The sequence below is a fragment of the Enterococcus cecorum DSM 20682 = ATCC 43198 genome (assembly GCF_000407565.1).
Lineage (GTDB): Bacteria > Bacillota > Bacilli > Lactobacillales > Enterococcaceae > Enterococcus_E > Enterococcus_E cecorum.
The window spans coordinates 674,335-693,613 of record NZ_ASWI01000003.1 but is presented as its reverse complement, the minus strand read 5'-3'; the positions used below and the strand labels follow the sequence as shown (position 1 = coordinate 693,613).

The 19,279-nt window shown below is 36.2% G+C and carries 18 protein-coding genes; 4 read left to right on the top strand and 14 right to left on the bottom strand.

The features are described from left to right. Nucleotides 1–56: 56 nt before the first annotated feature. From I567_RS04185 to I567_RS04130, 12 genes are all read right to left on the bottom strand, one after another. On the bottom strand, nucleotides 57–983 hold the full coding sequence (locus I567_RS04185; protein ID WP_016251002.1) for a carbohydrate ABC transporter permease: 927 nt from the start codon (nucleotides 981–983) through the stop codon (nucleotides 57–59). Nucleotides 984–995: 12 nt separating this feature from the next. After that, nucleotides 996–1,940, bottom strand: a complete 945-nt coding sequence (locus I567_RS04180) for an ABC transporter permease (RefSeq protein WP_016251001.1) — start codon at nucleotides 1,938–1,940, stop codon at nucleotides 996–998. Nucleotides 1,941–2,144: 204 nt separating this feature from the next. Next, nucleotides 2,145–3,506 carry a TrkH family potassium uptake protein gene (locus tag I567_RS04175; protein ID WP_016251000.1) on the bottom strand — a complete coding sequence of 454 codons (1,362 nt, stop codon included), beginning with the start codon at nucleotides 3,504–3,506 and terminating at the stop codon, nucleotides 2,145–2,147. Nucleotides 3,507–3,700: 194 nt separating this feature from the next. After that, the gene (locus tag I567_RS04170; RefSeq protein WP_016250999.1) at nucleotides 3,701–4,330 is read right to left on the bottom strand and encodes a V-type ATP synthase subunit D; all 630 of its coding nucleotides are present in this window, start codon (nucleotides 4,328–4,330) and stop codon (nucleotides 3,701–3,703) included. A 5-nt stretch (nucleotides 4,331–4,335) separates the two neighbouring features. Next, complete coding sequence (locus I567_RS04165) at nucleotides 4,336–5,715, bottom strand: V-type ATP synthase subunit B (protein ID WP_016250998.1); 1,380 nt, start codon at nucleotides 5,713–5,715, stop codon at nucleotides 4,336–4,338. Next, entirely contained in the window at nucleotides 5,708–7,489 is a 1,782-nt protein-coding gene (locus I567_RS04160) for a V-type ATP synthase subunit A (protein WP_016250997.1), read from the bottom strand. The genes I567_RS04165 and I567_RS04160 overlap by 8 nt, the downstream gene beginning before the upstream one ends. Nucleotides 7,490–7,675: 186 nt before the next feature. Then, nucleotides 7,676–7,987 carry a V-type ATP synthase subunit F gene (locus I567_RS04155; protein ID WP_016250996.1) on the bottom strand — a complete coding sequence of 104 codons (312 nt, stop codon included), beginning with the start codon at nucleotides 7,985–7,987 and terminating at the stop codon, nucleotides 7,676–7,678. Next, nucleotides 7,977–8,969, bottom strand: coding sequence for a V-type ATPase subunit (locus tag I567_RS04150; protein ID WP_016250995.1), 993 nt, complete (start codon nucleotides 8,967–8,969; stop codon nucleotides 7,977–7,979). Before I567_RS04150 ends, I567_RS04155 begins: the two co-directional genes overlap by 11 nt. Nucleotides 8,970–8,984: 15 nt before the next feature. After that, the gene (locus I567_RS04145) at nucleotides 8,985–9,569 is read right to left on the bottom strand and encodes a hypothetical protein (protein ID WP_016250994.1); all 585 of its coding nucleotides are present in this window, start codon (nucleotides 9,567–9,569) and stop codon (nucleotides 8,985–8,987) included. A gap of 15 nt (nucleotides 9,570–9,584) precedes the next feature. Further along, the gene (locus I567_RS04140) at nucleotides 9,585–10,049 is read right to left on the bottom strand and encodes a V-type ATP synthase subunit K (RefSeq protein ID WP_016250993.1); all 465 of its coding nucleotides are present in this window, start codon (nucleotides 10,047–10,049) and stop codon (nucleotides 9,585–9,587) included. Beyond that, on the bottom strand, nucleotides 10,046–12,037 hold the full coding sequence (locus I567_RS04135) for a V-type ATP synthase subunit I (protein ID WP_016250992.1): 1,992 nt from the start codon (nucleotides 12,035–12,037) through the stop codon (nucleotides 10,046–10,048). The genes I567_RS04140 and I567_RS04135 overlap by 4 nt, the downstream gene beginning before the upstream one ends. Further along, complete coding sequence (locus I567_RS04130) at nucleotides 12,024–12,338, bottom strand: hypothetical protein (protein WP_231940244.1); 315 nt, start codon at nucleotides 12,336–12,338, stop codon at nucleotides 12,024–12,026. Before I567_RS04130 ends, I567_RS04135 begins: the two co-directional genes overlap by 14 nt. A 693-nt stretch (nucleotides 12,339–13,031) precedes the next feature. On the opposite strand from I567_RS04130, the gene I567_RS04125 reads away from it, so the two are divergent. Next, a complete protein-coding gene (locus tag I567_RS04125) occupies nucleotides 13,032–13,475 on the top strand; it encodes an Lrp/AsnC family transcriptional regulator (RefSeq protein ID WP_016250990.1) in 444 nt (147 codons plus the stop codon). A gap of 43 nt (nucleotides 13,476–13,518) precedes the next feature. Here the strand turns inward: I567_RS04125 and dltD are convergent, their stop codons facing one another. Beyond that, nucleotides 13,519–14,778: a D-alanyl-lipoteichoic acid biosynthesis protein DltD gene (dltD, locus tag I567_RS04120; protein WP_016250989.1), complete on the bottom strand. Its 1,260-nt coding sequence runs from the start codon at nucleotides 14,776–14,778 to the stop codon at nucleotides 13,519–13,521. Nucleotides 14,779–14,923: 145 nt separating this feature from the next. After that, nucleotides 14,924–15,739, bottom strand: coding sequence for a LysR family transcriptional regulator (locus tag I567_RS04115; RefSeq protein ID WP_016250988.1), 816 nt, complete (start codon nucleotides 15,737–15,739; stop codon nucleotides 14,924–14,926). A 242-nt stretch (nucleotides 15,740–15,981) separates the two neighbouring features. Between I567_RS04115 and I567_RS04110 the strand changes: the two genes are divergently transcribed. The 3 genes from I567_RS04110 to I567_RS04100 all read left to right on the top strand — a co-directional run bounded on the left by I567_RS04110 (nucleotide 15,982) and on the right by I567_RS04100 (nucleotide 19,238). Next, nucleotides 15,982–16,983 (top strand): YeiH family protein, encoded by a 1,002-nt coding sequence (locus I567_RS04110; protein WP_016250987.1) that lies wholly within the window; start codon nucleotides 15,982–15,984, stop codon nucleotides 16,981–16,983. Between the two features lie 198 nt (nucleotides 16,984–17,181). Continuing rightward, nucleotides 17,182–17,982 carry a zinc dependent phospholipase C family protein gene (locus tag I567_RS04105; RefSeq protein ID WP_016250986.1) on the top strand — a complete coding sequence of 267 codons (801 nt, stop codon included), beginning with the start codon at nucleotides 17,182–17,184 and terminating at the stop codon, nucleotides 17,980–17,982. A gap of 8 nt (nucleotides 17,983–17,990) precedes the next feature. Next, the gene (locus tag I567_RS04100; protein ID WP_016250985.1) at nucleotides 17,991–19,238 is read left to right on the top strand and encodes an MFS transporter; all 1,248 of its coding nucleotides are present in this window, start codon (nucleotides 17,991–17,993) and stop codon (nucleotides 19,236–19,238) included. The last annotated feature ends 41 nt before the right edge of the window (nucleotides 19,239–19,279 follow it).

The following is a 19,279-nucleotide window of genomic DNA, read 5'->3' as shown; positions in this document are numbered from 1 at the left end:
TGTAAAATATATCTATTAAATAGACATTATTTGCCTATTTATTATTATCAATACTCCTACTCTTTAACCCCACCGATGGTTAATCCTCCTACAAAATACTTTTGGAAAAATGGGTAAGTTAATGCAATCGGTAAAGTAGAAACGACAACTATTGCCATTCTAGCCGATTCAGAAGGTAAAGCAGCTAAACCGCCTTGAATTTGAGCACCCATTCCTGCATTTTTGGCTAAAAAGTCTAAATTACTTTGAATCTTCATAAGCAAGTATTGTAACGGAACTAAATCATCATTTTGAATATACAGTAACGCATTGAACCAATCATTCCAGTATCCTAATGCAGCAAATAAGCTAATCGTAGCTATTCCCGGTACAGCCAACGGTAAAACTATCTTCATAAAAATTTTCAATTCACTAGCACCGTCCATCCTGGCAGATTCAATAATACTGTCAGGTACTGTTTTTATGAAAAATGTTCTCATAACTAATATATTAAATGGTCCTAATGCCATCGGTAAAATTAGAGCCCAAATAGTATCTTTCAAGAACAGCATATTACTTACAATTAAGTAGGTAGCTACCATTCCTGGAGTGAATAACATAGTAATTAGCGCGAATATTGTAAAAAATTTTCTAAACGGGAAATTAGAACGAGAAATAACATAGGCATATAATGATGTCATCGTTGAATTAACAACCGTTCCCAAAACAGTCACCAATACCGTAACTCCGAAAGCTTTGAATATCTTTGAACTCATCTGACCAGCAAAAATATAGGAATACGCAGCTGTAGAAAATTCTTTTGGCCAAAATCGATATCCTAGCTCAGCTAAAGAGTGCTCTTCTGTTAGCGATATCATAACTACAAAGAAAAAGGGGAGTACACAAGATAAAGCAAAGAGAGCAATGATAATATTGAAGATCAAATTGGCTGTTGGATTAAAGTTGCGAATTTCAACTTTGGTAACCTTTTCTTTTTTTCGCATCTCAAAACCTCCTTAAAACAGTGCTGAATCAGGTTCAATCCTACGTACAATAAAATTGGTAATCAACAATAATATTGCCCCAACAACTGATTGATATAAACTTGCAGCTGAAGACATCCCTATATCTCCTGTTGCTGTTAACCCATTATAAATATATGTATCTAACACTGAAGTCACCTGATATAATGCTCCATTATTTCTAGGCAAATTATAAAACATCCCAAAATCAGCTCTAAATATACCACCAATATTTAATATCAATAATACCATCATCATCGGAACAATCTGAGGAATTGTAACATTTTTTATTTGTTGCCACTTACTTGCACCATCAACCATTGCAGCTTCGTAATAAGTTGGATCAATCCCCATGACAGACGCATAGTAAATAATGCTGTTATATCCTAAACTCTTCCATACATTCATAATAACAAAAATTAATGGCCACCAAGTTGGATCTGTATACCAATTAATAGCTGTTTTGCCATGATGTACTAACCATGTATTGATTATCCCTTTATCAGGACTTAAAAATGCGTAAAGAAAATATCCAATTACGACCCATGATAAAAAATAGGGTAATAGTGACATTGTATGGTATACCTTAACTAATTTTTTATTTCTCAATTCACTCATAACAATTGCAAATGTAATAGCAAAAAATAAATTAAAGGCTAAAAATACTAAATTATATGCCAATGTATTCCGAGTAATTAACCAGGCATCTTTTGAAGCAAATAAAAATTTAAAGTTTTCAAACCCAATCCATTTACTAGAGATTAAACTATCGATAAAACCGTTTGGTGAAATATGAAAGTCTTTAAATGCAACTATATTTGCAAATACAGGTATATAGAAGAAAAATATAAACCAAACAAAACCTGGAAGTGCCATAAGTATTAATGCTTTATAGCGCCAAACATTCTGCCAAAATCCGACCTTTCTTTTTTTACCCATAAATAAACATCCTCCTCTCAACATCATTCAATTAACTCTACGAATTAAGCATAGCATCATATTGACCTATTATTAATGAACAAACTTAAGAAGTATTGAAACAAACTTTAGATAGTACAAAAAACTGATATTTGATATATTATTGAGATATATCAAATATCAGTTTTAATTGGAAATACTTTCACGTTGCTAGATAGTCTATATCTATCCCACCAAGACGCTTTCATATGGATATTGATAGCGACAAGTTGTTTTTTGATTATTTGACATTAATGAGAAGAGTACGGTCATGATACCCACTCGACCAATATACATTAAACCAATAATTAATAATTTACCAAATTCGGTTAAATCCGGTGTTAAGCCCATCGTCAAACCTACTGTACCAAAGGCAGAGAATACTTCAAAAGCCGCATACTCAATCCCATTTTGACGTGGTAGATGTTCGGTCGCTGATAAAATCATAATCGAGATAACGCATAGACTTAAGGTGATAAAGAATAAAGTCATCGCCCGAAATACTGCGGTTTCTTTAATCGAGCGGCCAGCAAATTCAGCTCGTTGACGCCCCTTTAATAGTGAAATCATCTGAATTAAGACGACCCCGAAAGTTGTTGTTTTCAAACCACCGGCAGTCGATCCAGAGGTACCACCGATATACATCAAGAACATGGTTAAAATCAGCCCTGGATTAGACATCGCCGCATAATCTACAGAATAAAAGCCAGCTGTTCTTGGCGTAACCGACATAAATAAAGTATTCATCAATCGAACCAAGAAATTATCGCTTTGGACTAGGTAACGACCATTATGCTCAGAGAAAAAGAAAATCACGAATCCACCAAGCAGCAATAACCCAGTCATCATCAACGCAATTTTACTATGCATGGACATCCGCTTAGTATGTTTATACTGTAATAAATCACGCCAAACTAAAAATCCTAAGCCCCCAGAAACAATCAAGAAAGAAATGACCAATAAAATATATGGATCATTTTGGAAAGGAACCAAACTATCACCAAATAAATCAAACCCAGCATTACAAAAACTGGAAATCGCATGGAAAAGGGCATACCAAATTCCCTTGATAACACCATATCGCGGTACTAAATCAATCGCTAATAGTACCATTCCCGTTGTCTGAATGGCAATCGAAAACTTTAATACATACAAGGTTAACTTCATCACACCAGACATATCATCTAAGTTTAAAGCTTCTTTCAAAACAATCCGTGTGCTTAGATTAACCTTTTTCTTCGCTAAGGTATAAAAAATAATAGGGAGCATCATAAAGCCCAAACCACCTAGTTCAATTAAAAGCATAATGATGATTTGACCAAAAATACTCCAGTGTTGTGCTGTATTTAATGTCGTCAATCCTGTGACACAGGTCGCCGAAGTTGCGGTAAATACGGCATCTAAAAAATTCGTAAATTGACCACTTTGCGAACTAATCGGCAAGGAAAGCAAAAAGCCCCCTGTCAAAATAATTATCGCAAATCCTAAAGATAAAAATTTGACCGGCCCTAATTTTTGAATATTACTCTTTTTTTCTTTTTTTAACATTTTCGCCCCTTCATTTCAATAGACTATATACTCATTCATATTGTACCGCAATATCATAACCGAGTCATCCTATAAAAGCAACCCTTATTCAAAAATCTGATAGAAAGTAAAAGTTTGATTACGAATATTGAGGTTTTAAGTCAAAATTTCTAAAATAAACAAACTCCCCTGCCAGCAACAGAGGAGTCCATAATTTATTGGTTCATATTTTTAATTTTAATCAAACGCGTGATTTCAGAGCGTTCATTTTCTTCAAGTTTCATGCGAATGCGATAAATGGTTTGCTCTAATTGTGGAATGGTCATGTATTCCAAAGCATTCACCCGACGTCTAGTCTTTTCAATTTCCGTAGACATCAATTGACACGTTTTTTCGATTTCCGTTAACTCTAATAGCTTGGGTAGAATCGCGGTAAAATCATCAATCACCGTATCTAACTCTGCATTGGAATTCAAATAACCATATTCTAAAGGTGAAGAAAGCAAGTCATCATCATAGTCAAAATTCATAACCGGTACTTTGACACTCATGATATTTTTTTCTAACACATCTAGACTCACTTCACTTGCTGGCAACATGAAAAGCTCTTCAATAAAGTTTTCATTAATGGCCGCATCAGCTAACATCAATTGGCGCATCGCTTCTTGTAGTTTTGCCTCGACTTCTTTACGCAATTGGTCATTTTTGCGGATAAGTAAGATAAATTGACGCATCAGTTCATCTTGTTTATCCTTTAATAATTTATGACCACGAGTAGCTGTTTGTAATTGCTTTTTGAGTCGAGTCAGCTCCATTCGCGTTGGATTGACATTTAACTCAGGCATGGATCTCACACCCCTTTAGTAGGTAGATATTCATCCAACATGTCGTCTTTGATCCGTTTTAATTCTGTACGTGGCAACATTGAAAGCAGTTCCCAACCTAAATCTAACGTATCAAAAATAGAACGATTGGTGCTAAATCCTTGGTTCACATATTCTTTTTCAAAACGATCAGCAAATTTTGCATAGATTTTATCCACATCAGATAAAGCTGAATCACCTAATACTACCGCTAATTCCTTGGCTTGTTTTCCTTGGGCATAAGCTGAGAATAGTTGGTTCATCGTAGCTGCGTGGTCTTTACGCGTTTTGCCTTCCCCAGTCCCTTTATCTTTTAGACGTGATAATGAAGGTAATACATCAATTGGTGGTTGAATGCCACGTTTATATAAATCACGTGAAAGGATGATTTGGCCTTCTGTAATGTATCCTGTTAAGTCAGGGATTGGATGGGTCTTGTCTTCTTCTGGCATCGTTAAGATTGGAATTTGGGTCACAGAACCTTTCAAGCCACGAATACGCCCCGCACGTTCATATAAAGTCGCTAAGTTGGTATACAGATAACCAGGATAGCCACGACGACCAGGAACTTCACGACGAGCGGCCGAAATTTCACGTAAGGCTTCACAATAGTTTGTCATATCGGTCATAATAACTAAGACGTGCATGCCTTTTTCATAAGCGAGATATTCTGCTGCAGTTAGGGCCATACGCGGCGTCGCAATCCGTTCAATCGCAGGATCATTGGCTAAATTCATAAAGATTACCGAACGATCAATCGCTCCTGTTTGACGGAAATCTTCCATGAAAAATTCAGCTTCTTCAAAAGTAATCCCAATCCCTGCAAAGACAACGGCAAAGTCATCATCGGTATTTAACACATTGGCTTGACGGGCGATTTGGGCAGCCAACTCTTTATGTGGTAAACCAGATGCTGAGAATACTGGTAATTTTTGACCACGAACCAAAGTATTTAAATGATCGATAGCCGAAATCCCTGTTTGGATAAATTCATCCGGATAGTCACGAGCAACTGGATTAATGACTTCCCCATTAATATCCATCATTTTTTCTGGCAAAATAGCCGGTCCGTTATCTTTTGGACGACCTAAACCATCAAACACACGGCCAATCATGTCTTCAGAAACCCCAAGCTCTAGCGGATGGCCTAAAAAGCGCACCGCAGAGTCTTTTAAATTAATCCCACTTGTTCCTTCAAAGATTTGCACCAAAGCTTTATCTTCTTGTACTTCTAGGACTTGGCCGCGACGTAATTCACCATTTTGCAAGCGAACTTCGATAAGCTCTTCGTATTTGACCCCTTGCACCCGATCGACAGCCATCAAAGGACCGACGACTTCACCGATTGTACGATATTCTTTAATCATTCGTCATTCCTCCTTGAGCCACAATTTGTTGCATGGTTTGCTTAATATCTTGATTAATTGCATCTAATTTTGCTAATTCTTCTTCAGGTACGTATTTACTACGGGCAATGCGGTCTCGTAACTCCACTGTGCCATTCATAATTTCACTTAGATAAGCGCCCAATTCTAAGGCACGTTTTCCTTCTGCGTTAAATGTTAAGATATTGTTTAACATCTTAAATTGTTTTTCTCGAGAAGTAAATGTATCGACGCCATCAAAAGCATTTTGTTGTAGATAATCTTCACGAATTGATTTAGCCACTTGTAAGGTTAAGCGGTCTTTATCTGAAAGTGAATCAATCCCTACCAAACGCACAATTTCTTGTAATTGTGATTCTTCTTGTAATAGACTCATCCCTTCTGTCACTAATTCAGACCAATCAGCTTGTAACTGTTGATCTAAGAATTTACCAACTTCAGTGGAATAAAGTGAGTAACTTTGTAACCAGTTAATGGATGGGAAGTGACGTTGTTGCGCTAATTGCGAATCTAATCCCCAGAATACTTTGACTACACGTAAAGTATTTTGCGTCACGGGTTCAGAAATATCCCCACCTGATGGCGATACCGCTGAAATGGCAGTGATACTACCTTCACGTTGATCGCTACCTAAAGCTATGACACGTCCAGCACGTTCATAATATTCCGCCAAGCGAGAACCAAGGTAAGCTGGATAGCCTTCATCCCCAGGCATTTCTTCTAAACGGCCACTCATTTCACGCAATGCTTCAGCCCAACGAGAAGTCGAGTCAGCCATAATTGCTACATTATATCCCATGTCACGGAAATATTCAGCAATCGTAATTCCAGTGTAGATAGAAGCTTCACGGGCTGCTACGGGCATATTTGAGGTATTGGCAATCAAAATGGTTCTTTCCATTAAGGATTCACCTGTATTTGGATCTATTAATTCTGGAAATTCATTTAATACATCGGTCATTTCGTTTCCGCGTTCCCCACAACCGACATACACCACGATATCCACATCGGCCCATTTGGCGATTTGGTGTTGAACCACGGTCTTCCCTGCACCAAATGGCCCTGGAACTGCCGCAGCCCCACCTTTTGTGACTGGGAAGAAAGTATCGATGACGCGTTGTCCTGTAATCATTGGCGCATCAGGATTTAATTTTTCTTTAACTGGACGCGCTTTACGAACAGGCCATTTTTGAAGCATCGTTAATTCGCGTGGTCCTTGTGCAGTTTCCACTACGTAAATCACTTCATCAATGGTAAATTCTCCGGACTTAATTTCAGTGATTGTTCCTTCTACACCTTTAGGCACCATGATTTTATGAACAACAATTTTCGTTTCGTCCACAGTACCCACAACATCCCCACTCACTACAGTATCTCCTACTGCGACACAAGGATTAAATTGCCATTTTTTCTCATGGTCTAACGCAGGTAATTGCACGCCACGACCTAAGAAATTACTTTTAGTGACTTCCATAAATGTATCTAATGGACGTTGAATGCCATCAAACATTTGTGAAACAATCCCAGGAGCTAACTCAACTGATAAAGCTTCTCCGGTACTTTTTACTACTTCTCCTGGTCCGATACCAGAAGTTTCTTCATATACTTGAATAGAAGCGACATCGCCACGCATTTCAATAATTTCGCCAATAACGCCTAAGTCACCAACATAGCAAATATCTTGAATACTTGCATGTGACATATTTTCAGCCATTACTAACGGACCTGAAACTTTAATGATTTTTCCTTCTTGCAAAATCGCTACCTCCTAATTTTTTATTGATGGTGTTCTTATCTACTCCACGGCGTTCAGCAGCTAGACATTGTGAAATTCGCCCTCCCGCTTGTGAAAATCTCCTTTCATCCGATTTTCTCAGCGGTAGGTAAGCACATAAATTTCTTCGAGGCTTCCCTAGCTGCTTCACGACCTTATTCTGTGTTCTTATAGAATATTTTGTCCGACGGCTTTTTCGACGCGGTCTCGGATATTTTGTTGGCCGATTCCTAAGCTTCCTGAATGGTTTGGAATTAGGACAATCGCTGGTGTCATTACTTCATCGAAACGTGCGATGGTTTCACTAACCTTTTGTGCATATTCTTCTGTAATGTAAATGACACCATAATCTTTATCAGCCATCTCTTCAATCGCTTGACGAATTTCAGCAGCCGTATCTACAAAGCGGACATCAAAACCAAATAATTTGAAAGGTAATACTGAATCTTTATCACCGATAACACCAATTTTATAAGTCATAAGTCAGTCTCATCCTTTCTTTGATTTCTTGATTGGTAAAGCCACTGCGTTTTCCCACAATAATGGTCCGTAAATTCTTCGTTTCAACTTCTTTTGCATTTAAGTAAGCTAAAAGTGGTAAAGGACCAAAAGCAACGGATGTGGCACGGACATAATGATCTGTTAAGAAATTATCCTTGATTTTTTCTAAAAGATGGAAGTTCAGCTTATTGTCACGTAAAGCCTCTTGTAATAACTCACCATAAGTACTATTAAGTAAATAATCTACAAAAGTCGCTTCATCTTCTTTACAAAAACGCAGTAATTCTTCTTTATCAATACTGCCACAGCTTGAAAGCACGCCAGTCATAAACGCCTGGCTACGATTTTGGACAATGCCACGACCGGCTGTGATAATGTTCGTCAAATCAATAAAGCCGATAATTTCATCCAACAGTTCGGGATAACCTAATTGTTCACCGATTTTACGCTGCATCCTTAAAAAGGCGCGATCATAAATGACATCTATCCCTTGAATGACCTTTGATTCTTCGAGATATTCACGTACTTCTAAAATACTAGCCATCAAATCTTCTGGTAATTGCGATACTCCTGTTTTAATGGCGCTCTTTAAAGTATCGATATCGTAAAAGCCATCATAAATACATAGATAATCATAATCTTGATCTAAAACTTGTGCCTTGGTTAAAACTTTCAAATTGTGGAAAGTATAACGCATGGTATATATCCAAATAACCTCTTTTTCAGGTGCTAAATCAATCAGTTCTGAAATTGTATTTTCGATATCATGATTCAAATATTGCTCGAAATGATAGGCAAAATTCTCCCCAAGATAGTCTTGATAAACCGTATTGGATAAAATTTGAGACACTTGTTCTAAATCATCAGCTGCAACCAAGCGTTCAAATGTGTCTTTGGAAAGCAAACTCGACTCACGAATTCGCACCAATGGATTGACCTCATGATAGGTAGGCTTACTCATTGAATCACCTTCCTTTTAATCAAACAACTGCTTAGCTAAGTCAAAACTCATGGTTGTTTGGATATCTTTAATTAAGTTTTCGAAAATAAAATTATATTGAACCCCACCATCATCAATGATAAAGCCTGCTTGTTTATTGATGATTTTATCCGCTAACTGCAGTGAAAAAGGTAATTGCGCATTCAATTTCGCAATAAAATCAGCTGAATAAGCCTTTTTAGAATATTCACCACTGATAAATTGTACCTCATGATTCAAGTCTAAACTTGCTAAGGCTTGTTGCGCAAAATCTTGCATTTGCTCAGGTGACCAAGCTGCCATTTCTTCAGCTGCTTGCACAAATAAATGCTCTAAATAGCGTTGTTTTTCATTTAAGATGGTTTGTCTTGCTTCAACTTCTTGACGGTTATGAAGTTGTTTATATTTTTTATCTAGCATTTGCGCTTGTTTTTTCAGTTGACGTTCTTTGTCTTGTGCTAACAGGTTAAATTTTTGTTGATAGACTTCATCAAGACGTGCCAACTCTTTTTTCTCAAAAGCTTCACGTTCGCTACGTGCTTGACTTTCGATTTGTTCGATAATATTGTCGATGGCACTCATTTTCTCACCTCGCGATTACTTAGTTAGAATCATAATAGAGATAACGAAACCTAAAATTGCATAAGTTTCAACCATCGCTGCGTAGATAATCCCTTTACTCATATGTTCTGGTTTTTTCGCTAAAATTTGGATACTTGCTGCAGAAACTTTACCTTGGGCAATCCCTGAGCTTAAACCAGCAAAAGCAACTGGTAATGAAGCGGCAAGAAGTGTCAAACCTTTTACTAAATCCATGTTAGGAGAAGCTTGTAAGAAAATCATTACCGCGATAACGAAACCATATAAACCTTGTGTACCAGGAAGTAATTGTAGTACTAAAGATTGACCAAACTTTTCTGGTTGTGAAGTCGTTAACGCCGCCGCAGCTTCCCCGGTAAAACCTACCCCTTTAGCTGATCCAATTCCTGAAAAGATTGTTGCAATAGCCATACCAAAGACTGCTGCAATAAATCCACCATTTGCATTAAAAAATTCCATCATTTTTGATTTCCTCCATTGTTTTCATTATTCCATTTAATATTGACATGTTTTTCACTTGATTTGAGTGGCATAAATTTACGTCCGCCACCTTCATAGAATTTACCAAAGTACTCTACATATTGTAAACGTACCCCATGCACATAAGCACCTAGTAAAGATAAGAAAATGTTTAAAGCATGTAAAGCTAACAATAAGGCAATACCTACCGTAAAGCGGACAACTGGCGGTAAGAAGCTAACGATTAAGTTAAACGCTGCTGCAATTGATCCACCAGAGATACCTAAAGCCATTAAACGCGTATAGCTGACTAAATCGCCGACATAGCTACTGATACCATATAAATCATATAGCCCACCCACAAAGCCTAATACTTTAGATTGACTATTAAAGGTTGGAATCAAGACGATTGAAGCAGCTCCTAAAATAGCTAAGAACAGACCAATATAATAGATGGTTTGGCCTAAACCTAACATCTTACCTGCTACGGCTAAAAGTACGCCAACTAAGATTGCTTGCCAGGCAAATCCGTTGGTAATTGCCGCTGCATAATCTTTTTTCTTTATATTTTGATAACCAGCTAAACTCAAACCAACTAAAATTTGAATAAAGCCAAAAATAACTGTTAATAATAAGATTTGAATGACATCATTGGTCGTAGAAAGAATCGGCTGATAAGGTAAACTTTCGCCAAAACAAGAATTATAAATAATCCCCCAAATAATTGTCGGAATACTTAAAATTTGGAAAAAGCGGACAAAGCGTTCGGTCCCACTTGGAAACACCATCACTTTTAAAGCAATCGTCGTTCCGATAAGCATCAATGCACCGTAACCAATATCTGCAACCATCATCCCGAAAAAGACTAAAAAGAACGGAAACATCCATGGTGTTGGGTCAATTTCATTATATTTAGGTAAACTATATAATTCGATGAGCATCTCAAACGGACGAATCAACGGATGGTTTTTCAATTTTGTTGGTACTTCTTGATCTATTTCTTCCGTTGTTGGATCTTCAAAATCAATATAGACTGTATCTGCGCCCAATTTTGCTGCTAATTGTTGTGTTAAGAGATTGACTTCATCTTCGCCAACCCAACCTTGTAAAACCAATAAATGCTTGGTTGTCACTAACTTACTTTGCGCTTCTAAACGACTTTTTTGTGCCAATAAATATTCTTCGGCAATTTGTAACTTATCAATCCATTTGCGCTTTTGTCCAAGGGCTTCTGTTAGTTCTCTTTGCTCTTTTAATAATTGCTTTTTCTCTTGATCGATAGCTTTTAGACTATTTTTTACTGTCCCTTGAATGTCAATCCGTGTTCGAACCACACTAAAGCGACTAAATAAAGCTTTGACCGCAGTCTCATCTGCTTTTAAATAGATACACGCAAAAGAAGCAACCTTGGTATCATCATAAACTAATTCCAGATAAACATTCTTTAAAGTGGATACTTCTTGTTGAAATGCCTCATAGTTTTCACTACCAAGCTGACCAAAATAAACTTGGGTAGTAGCAGAGTCGAGATTTTCAAAATTCAAATCTAAATTCTGCCAACAAAAGAGCTCGTCTTCTTTATCTGACAAATGACGTAGCTGTTGTTCGACGGTTTCCCATCTTTGCTTTAAATCAAAAATTTCACGTAATTGTTGCGTAATGACTTCTTCTTTATGCAGTTGGTCCAAATCATACAAAGATAGATTTTGACGTTTTAATAATTGATTTTTAACCTTGATGCTGCCATAATGGTTCACAAAATCGATGGCTTCATTAATTTTTTGAATTTTTTGTTGGTAATCAAGCAAATCTTGGCTAATATCTTTAGGAGACACGCCGTCAAAAAACTTATGAACCCATTCGTTTGATACATTTTGAACAAATACATCGCGCACTTGTACTTGCTGTAAATCTTGCAAGACTTTCAGCAATTCTTCTTGCCATTTACTTTGAGCAATCAGGGTTACTTTTTTCATTCTAGTGACTGCCATAGGTTACCATCACCTTTTCAATCACTTGCGCAACTGCCTTTTGTGCATTTCCTTGATAACTTGCCTCTAAATGCTGCTTAGTCGTAGCTACTTCTTCGGCTAATTTTTGCGCTTCTCGTGTCAAACTCTCTTGCTTTTGGGCTTCTGTTTTTTCAATAAAAGTCTTCACTTCAGCTTTATTTTGCGACAATTGAGCTTCATATTTATGTTGAAGTTCTAGTTCATAGTCTTTCATCTTTTGTCGTAAAGCCTGCATTTGCGCTTCATTTTTCGACTCCGTTGCTTTAATTTTATCAAGCACTTCTTGCAATTGATTCACATCCTTTCAAATTTGGCTAGATACGCTATACTTGTATCCGCCAATTTTAAGCACCATTAAATCTCTATTAAACAAAAAAATTGACCATTTCTACAAGAAGTCAGTCCTTCTCACCCCTTGAAGAACGCGATCCTTGAAGCATATGCTCAACCATTTCGTAATATTCGATTTACATTGGATAGTATAGCAAAACTTACTGAAAAAGAAAAGGAAAAAATGAAAACACTATACCAAACGAAGTACTTGAAAACTTATAAAAACTCTGCATTTTAATTACCTAAAAATATTTCTTCTATTATATTTATTTGTCTATAGAATTATTTATCGTTCGCTGAATTTATTAATTTTTCTTAAACATTTCTGAAAACACAATCATTCTCTTTTCAATCGTGAAAACCGCGCTGTTCACCCAAATTATTAATATAACAAGAAAACTTGAAAAAATAATGCAAGGCTTTGTTATATTATACAACTTGAATAGTTATATCTAAATACTTTTCATTAAAATCACACTATTTTTTAAAATTCGCTTTAAAGAATTAGTTGACCTAATATCAATCTAAAATCGCCATTCGTGAAAAGTTTAATTTTATTTTTGATTGAGGTTAGATTCATAATATTGCTTGCAAGTTGATAACGTAATCGCTAAAATGAAGAATAAAGGAGGGGATATTTTTGGATGATTTAGATTACAAGATTTTGAATATCCTACAAAGAAATGGTCGTATTACCGTCAAGCAAATCGCTGAAGAGTGTTTTATTTCCTCTCCGTCGGTCTCTGTACGACTTCAAAACCTAGAAAATAATAACTATATTAAAAACTACCAGGCAATGGTTAATTATCAAAAATTAGGTTATTCTATCAAAGCGTATGTGAACTGTGCCGTTAACGCGAAAGACAAGGATGCTTTTTACCAATATATTGAAGCAATTCCCAATGTCGTAGAATGTGATTGTATTACTGGAGATTATTCTATGCTACTAAAGGTATATTTTCCAAATACGGTTGACCTAGATAATTTTATTAATGCTTTGCAGAGATTTGGTGATACTAAGACACACATCGTCTTTTCTACCAATGTCGGCCCTCGTGGCGTTCAATTTCAAACCAATGCCTAACAAAAAGCTTCATCTCCTCGCTTAGGAAATGAAGCTTTTTTGTCTATTCAATATTTTCTTGATTTTGCCACTTTTTAGAAAAGAACTGGGCATTATTTAAATGGTAATTGGTTGGTTGATAAGGTTGCGCTAAAAATGGTGCAATTGCCTCATCTGCTCTTAACCACCCGCGCCAGCCTAGATGAATCGTATCAGCCATAAAGAAACGCACATTGGCATCCTTAGAAAAATCCGCAATATCCGTAAATCCTTGACTTTGCAATTGATACTTGATTTTTTTTGCAAAACGCTGCAACATCTCTTGGGAAAGACCAGTATAATCACTCCACTTTTGATTTACCGGTGGAATGATAAATAAAACTTGCGTATGAGATTGGGCAAATTGATTCAATACCAATTGAAAATCTGCATACTCTGGTGATTGACAGTAGTTCCATTTACGTTGAGAATTCTTCAACCCCTTGAGACCAAGTTCTAAGCGGGATTTATAAAAAACATTATCAATTTCAAAACGATTATTATTGGTGTGTTTTTGACCAATTTTTTCCGCTAAAGAATCTAAAGTTTGGTAATTATATTCACTCGGTAATTTTTTAGCAAAGTAATTGATTTTCTTTTCCTTTGATAACATACCGATTTGCGTAAAAAGATGATCCTCTTTTTGTAATAATTGATAATTATATTCTAAGTAATGACGTTGTTTACGCGACAATTGATTCGATCCATTAGCTATCTCACTTAAGATAGCACTCATTTTTGCATTGTCCTTGATGCGACTGAAACCAAGTAATCTTCGTGCATAATAACGGTCAGAATCACGCACTTGATCAATCGAAAGCAACCAATGATATAGTTCAAGTTCAGAAAAATAAGCATTGAACTCTAAATCTTCCATCCCCTTTTTCGTAAACCATTGCGGTGAAATAATGAAGACTGCTTTTTTATTTGTTAATTCCTTACTTAAAGAATTACTAATCGCAAATTGACTTAAAGACTGGGTACCTGGAGCCCCTAATAAAAATGGACGGTAGGAACGATGATATTTTTCAGCCAACACACTTGGATGAAATGGACTTAGACGACTCAACTCAGAAGAACCAAAAAACGGAACATACTCTCCTGAAGCAATAGCCGGATTTTTAATCGCCATACCTCCAAATACGTTACTAGCCATACTCGTAGATGCTTGTTGCCAGACTTTTGGTTTTTCAATAGTTTTCTTTGAAGGCCAACAAAAAATCAGACCTAAAATAATAAGTGCGACCAATAAAGGTGCAAAATGACTTAGTATCTTTTTTGACATTATTGTATACCAACGTTAGATAAATAACGTAATTCCTTTCTTAAAATCAAAGTACAATTCATTCTTCTCATCCAAAATAACGCGAAAAGAGATAAACTGCAAGCCATTTTAAGTGTTTTTTGAAAATTTCAATAAAAAATCAGTCTTAAGGATGAGACTTCGACCACTGCTTGATAAAGGAAATCATTTCTAAAATAATTGGTTGTGCAAGATGTTCTCTTTCAACTAAATAAAAATGATGCAAATATTCTTCTGATAAAGTTTGGTAAGGTAAATCTTTTGCCGCACGTTTCGATAAAATAGTCTGACCAAAGCCTAATTTGAGCATTTCTACAATTAGTTCATTATTTTGGATTTCGATGATTTTACTATCGATATTATTTTCCTCCATAAAACGCTTCGTATAATGATAAACACCGGAAGTCCCCTCTCTTAGTAACCACGGTTGATCTTTTTGACCGACATAGACTAACTCATCTTGCATCAAAGCCGTTCGTTTCACCGATCCTGTAGCCAGTGGCTTTTCAATAAATCCAAATTCAATTTCATGGCTTTGAATGGCTGTAAAAACTTCATAGGAATTAAGCATCTGAACAGAGAATTGCACTTGCGGAAATTTTTGTTCTAAATCAATTAATAATTGCGGTAAAACATAAATCGCAAAAGTATGAGAAGCAGCCAATTTACAACGGATTTTCTTGGTATCTTTGTGATGCATCTTATATTTGATTTCTTGCCAGTCTTCTAATAAATTCAATGTATCTTTATATAGCGTATCAGCTTGGGGAGTGGCCATCACTTCTTGGCGACCATTTCGAATAAAGAGTGTTGCTTGTAAATCCGCTTCTAATTGTTTGATTTGATTAGATACAGCAGGTTGTGAGATAAATAATTTCTCGCTTGCTTTTGAGAAGTTACGCGTTTCATAGACAATTTTAAACGTCTCTAATAATTTAAACATTCGTAATCCCTTCCATAAATATTTTTTATACTTACTATAATAGCATTATTCACAGTAATTAGAAAAGTTCTTGTATAATAAAAAGTGTAACAGAATATAAGAAATCGACAAGTACCCAAAATACAATCAAGTACAATCCTTCCCATTTTTCATTCTTTCAAAAAGGGCTTGTTTGATTTCTATTATTCTAAAAATACAGCACTCATTTTTTAACAACAATATTTGTAAAAGGAGGAGATTTTTTGGTTGAAAAAATGAAGCCAATCTTACCTGGTTTAGGACTTTCAGTGGCCGTAGCAGCTATCAGTAAAGCTTTAGCCCTCTTGTTTCCTGAATTAGGTGGAGCAACAATCGCGATTTTATTAGGGATCGTTTTAGGAAACACCATCTTTAGACAAGAATATTTAGCAAAAGGAACCCAATTTTCTGAAAGCAGGCTATTAGAATATTCTATCGTGCTTTTAGGATTTACAGTAACTTTTCAAACAATTGGCCAAATGGGTATCAAAGGAATCGTCTTTATCCTTATCCTAATGAGTATTACCATTGTGGGTACTTATTTGCTTGGAAAAAAACTCGGCTTTAACGATGAGATGAGTTTGATGATGAGCGGAGGAAATGCAGTCTGTGGTTCATCAGCTATCGGAGCCATCGCACCAAGTATCGATGCCAAAGATGAAGAAAAAGGTCAAATTATCACTTTAGTTAACCTACTCGGTACAGTGATGATGCTTACCTTACCTTTTTTAGGGATAGCTTTATTTGGCGATCAAGTTTTAACTAAAAGTGCCCTACTTGGTGGGATTTTACAATCAGTCGGACAAGTTGTAGCAGGTGCTTCCTTAGATAGTCCAGCAGTAGTCCAATTTTCGATGCTCTTTAAGATTATGCGTATCATTATGTTAGTTGTGGTAGTACTAAGTTTTGAGAAATTTATCTTAACGAAAAAAGCCCATCTGAAAGGTGCCAATGCAAGTAAAAAGAAATTACCTATTCCCTGGTATGTCTTAGGCTTTTTAATTGCTTGTATTTTAAATAGTACCTTTGATTTACCACAATTCTTTGATCATGGTGCACATTTTGCTAGCACTTGGTTTGAAACAACTGCCTTAGCCGCTATTGGTTTGAGATTAGACTTCAAAAAATTCTTAAAAGAAGGACCACGTTTCCTACTTTATGGTTTAGGAGTTGGTACTTTGCAAACTATCGCAGCGGTTAGTCTGATTTACTTACTGCATATTTAAGCAAACGAACGATTCAGTTATTACTGGGTCGTTTTTTTGTTTTGTAAATGTTTCTTTATTTCTAAAAAAACAGCTGAAATAGAACCGTTCCCGTGATTAATGAATCTACTTTAGTTATGAAACCCCTTGTGAATTGAAATCGAAAAAAAATAGTTATATAATTAACTTAGAATCATTTTAATTAAGGAGGAGACATTTATGCCGACTACCTATGCACACTTGAGATTTGGGAAAGAAGTATTACCTTTACTACCTAAGGATTTACAAGCAGAAATAAAGCAATACTTGCCATTATTTTTAACTGGCCAACATGGACCAGACATTCTGTTTTATTACCGTCCTTACCATAAAAATGCGTTAAGTGCTTATGGCAGCGAATTGCATAATGAAACAGGTCGTCAAGTATTCCAGAGATTCCGCCGTTACTTAAAGATGCAACCAGGTGATAATACTGCCTTAAAAGTCTATATTTTAGGATTTTTATGTCATTATTGCTTGGATAAATACTGTCATCCATATGTCTATAAAGTCCAAGATACTGGCTTTTCACATGCAGAAATCGAAGCTGAATTTGACCGTATGTTATTAATTAAAGACGGATTTGATCCACTTAGCCATCGTTTGAGTAGCCATATCTGCACAGATGATGAAGATGTGGCGGTCATTAGCAAGTGCTTCCCTCAATTTAGTCAAGCACAAATCAAAGAAGCCTTAGTAACCATGCGAGCTTTTCTAGACGTTATTGTCGCACCGGGTAATTTCAAACGCGGCTTAGTGAAGGGAATCTTTTTAATTAGTGGAAATTACGCTACAAGAAGCAAGCTAATTATTAATAAACAACCAAATCCAAAACTAGCTGCTTCAAATGAAGAATTATACCGCCGTTACAAGATGGCTGTGGCTAATGCAGTGGATATGTTAACTGATTTTAATTGCCAACTCTCAAAACCAAATATGACTTTTAATAGCGATTATGCACCGACATTTGAAAGAGAATAGGGGAAAATATGCAAAAACTATTAAAACAGAAAGTCACTAAGAATGAACGTGACTGGATATTATATGATGTGGGAAATTCTGGTTATAGCTTGATGTTGGCTACGATTTTACCGATTTATTTCAATCATCTCGCCCAACAAGAACACTTATCTTCGGCTCAGTACTTAGCTTATTGGGGTTATGCTACAAGCTTGATTACACTTTTTGTTGGGTTTATTGGTCCGATTTTTGGAAGTATTGCTGACTTTCAAGGGATGAAGAAAAAACTCTTCATACTGTTTTTGACTATTGGAATTGTAGGTTGTTACGCCTTAAATTTAGCGCATAGTTGGTGGCTCCTTTTAATCGTATATGTTATTAGTAAATTAGGATATTCTTCTAGTTTGATTTTCTATGATGCGATGCTGACTGATATTACCACCAAAGAGCGCTATGATAATATTTCTTCCTTGGGTTATGCTTGGGGCTATATTGGAAGTATTGTTCCGTTTGTGCTAAGTATTGGTCTAGTTTTAGGTCGTAATGCTTTTCATCTCAGCCTTACTGCAGCAATGATTTTAGCATTTAGTATTACAGCGACTTGGTGGTTAATCAATAGTCTGCCCTTACTGAAAGTTTATGAGCAAAAATACTATATTCCTAAACAAACAGCAGTCCTTAAAAATACCTTTAGCCGTTTGAAGAAAACCTTAAAAGCCATTTATCATCAAAAACATATTTTTTATTACTTGATTTCCTTTTGCCTATACATTGATGGCGTCAATACCATTATTAGTATGGCTACGGCTTATGGTAAAGCATTAGGACTGGGTGATACCGACTTGCTCCTTGCCTTATTGGTAACTCAGTTGGTTGCCTTTCCTGCTACGATTGTCTTTGCGAGAATTACCAAGCACTTCAAGACATCTACATTAATCTATGTTTGTCTATTTGCTTATGTTGGCATTACCCTCTTTGCCGTTACCTTGGTTTATCCAATCCAATTTTGGATGTTAGCAATCTTTGTTGGCTTATTCCAAGGGGGGATTCAAGGATTATCCCGATCTTATTTTGCTGGGATGATTCCAGCGAGCCAATCAGGTGAATATTTTGGTATTTTGGATGTTTGTGGAAAAGGAGCAGCCTTCTTAGGAACTTTCCTTGTCAGCAGCGTCACCCAAATTACCAACCGTGAACAAATGGGACTGGGCGTATTGATTATCATCTTTATCGCCGGACTTTACTTCTTCCATAAATCAGTAAAATTAAAAGCATAAAATAAGACTACGAAGACAAATGATGTTTTCGTAGCCTTTTT

Bases quoted from the DNA above. Each gene is read 5' to 3' on its own strand.
- I567_RS04185 (WP_016251002.1), bottom strand. From the start codon at position 983: ATGCGAAAAAAAGAAAAGGTTACCAAAGTTGAAATTCGCAACTTTAAT.
- I567_RS04180 (WP_016251001.1), bottom strand. From the start codon at position 1,940: ATGGGTAAAAAAAGAAAGGTCGGATTTTGGCAGAATGTTTGGCGCTAT.
- I567_RS04175 (WP_016251000.1), bottom strand. From the start codon at position 3,506: ATGTTAAAAAAAGAAAAAAAGAGTAATATTCAAAAATTAGGGCCGGTC.
- I567_RS04170 (WP_016250999.1), bottom strand. From the start codon at position 4,330: ATGCCTGAGTTAAATGTCAATCCAACGCGAATGGAGCTGACTCGACTC.
- I567_RS04165 (WP_016250998.1), bottom strand. From the start codon at position 5,715: ATGATTAAAGAATATCGTACAATCGGTGAAGTCGTCGGTCCTTTGATG.
- I567_RS04155 (WP_016250996.1), bottom strand. From the start codon at position 7,987: ATGACTTATAAAATTGGTGTTATCGGTGATAAAGATTCAGTATTACCT.
- I567_RS04150 (WP_016250995.1), bottom strand. From the start codon at position 8,969: ATGAGTAAGCCTACCTATCATGAGGTCAATCCATTGGTGCGAATTCGT.
- I567_RS04145 (WP_016250994.1), bottom strand. From the start codon at position 9,569: ATGAGTGCCATCGACAATATTATCGAACAAATCGAAAGTCAAGCACGT.
- I567_RS04140 (WP_016250993.1), bottom strand. From the start codon at position 10,049: ATGATGGAATTTTTTAATGCAAATGGTGGATTTATTGCAGCAGTCTTT.
- I567_RS04135 (WP_016250992.1), bottom strand. From the start codon at position 12,037: ATGGCAGTCACTAGAATGAAAAAAGTAACCCTGATTGCTCAAAGTAAA.
- dltD (WP_016250989.1), bottom strand. From the start codon at position 14,778: ATGTCAAAAAAGATACTAAGTCATTTTGCACCTTTATTGGTCGCACTT.
- I567_RS04115 (WP_016250988.1), bottom strand. From the start codon at position 15,739: ATGTTTAAATTATTAGAGACGTTTAAAATTGTCTATGAAACGCGTAAC.
- I567_RS04105 (WP_016250986.1), top strand. From the start codon at position 17,182: ATGCCGACTACCTATGCACACTTGAGATTTGGGAAAGAAGTATTACCT.
- I567_RS04100 (WP_016250985.1), top strand. From the start codon at position 17,991: ATGCAAAAACTATTAAAACAGAAAGTCACTAAGAATGAACGTGACTGG.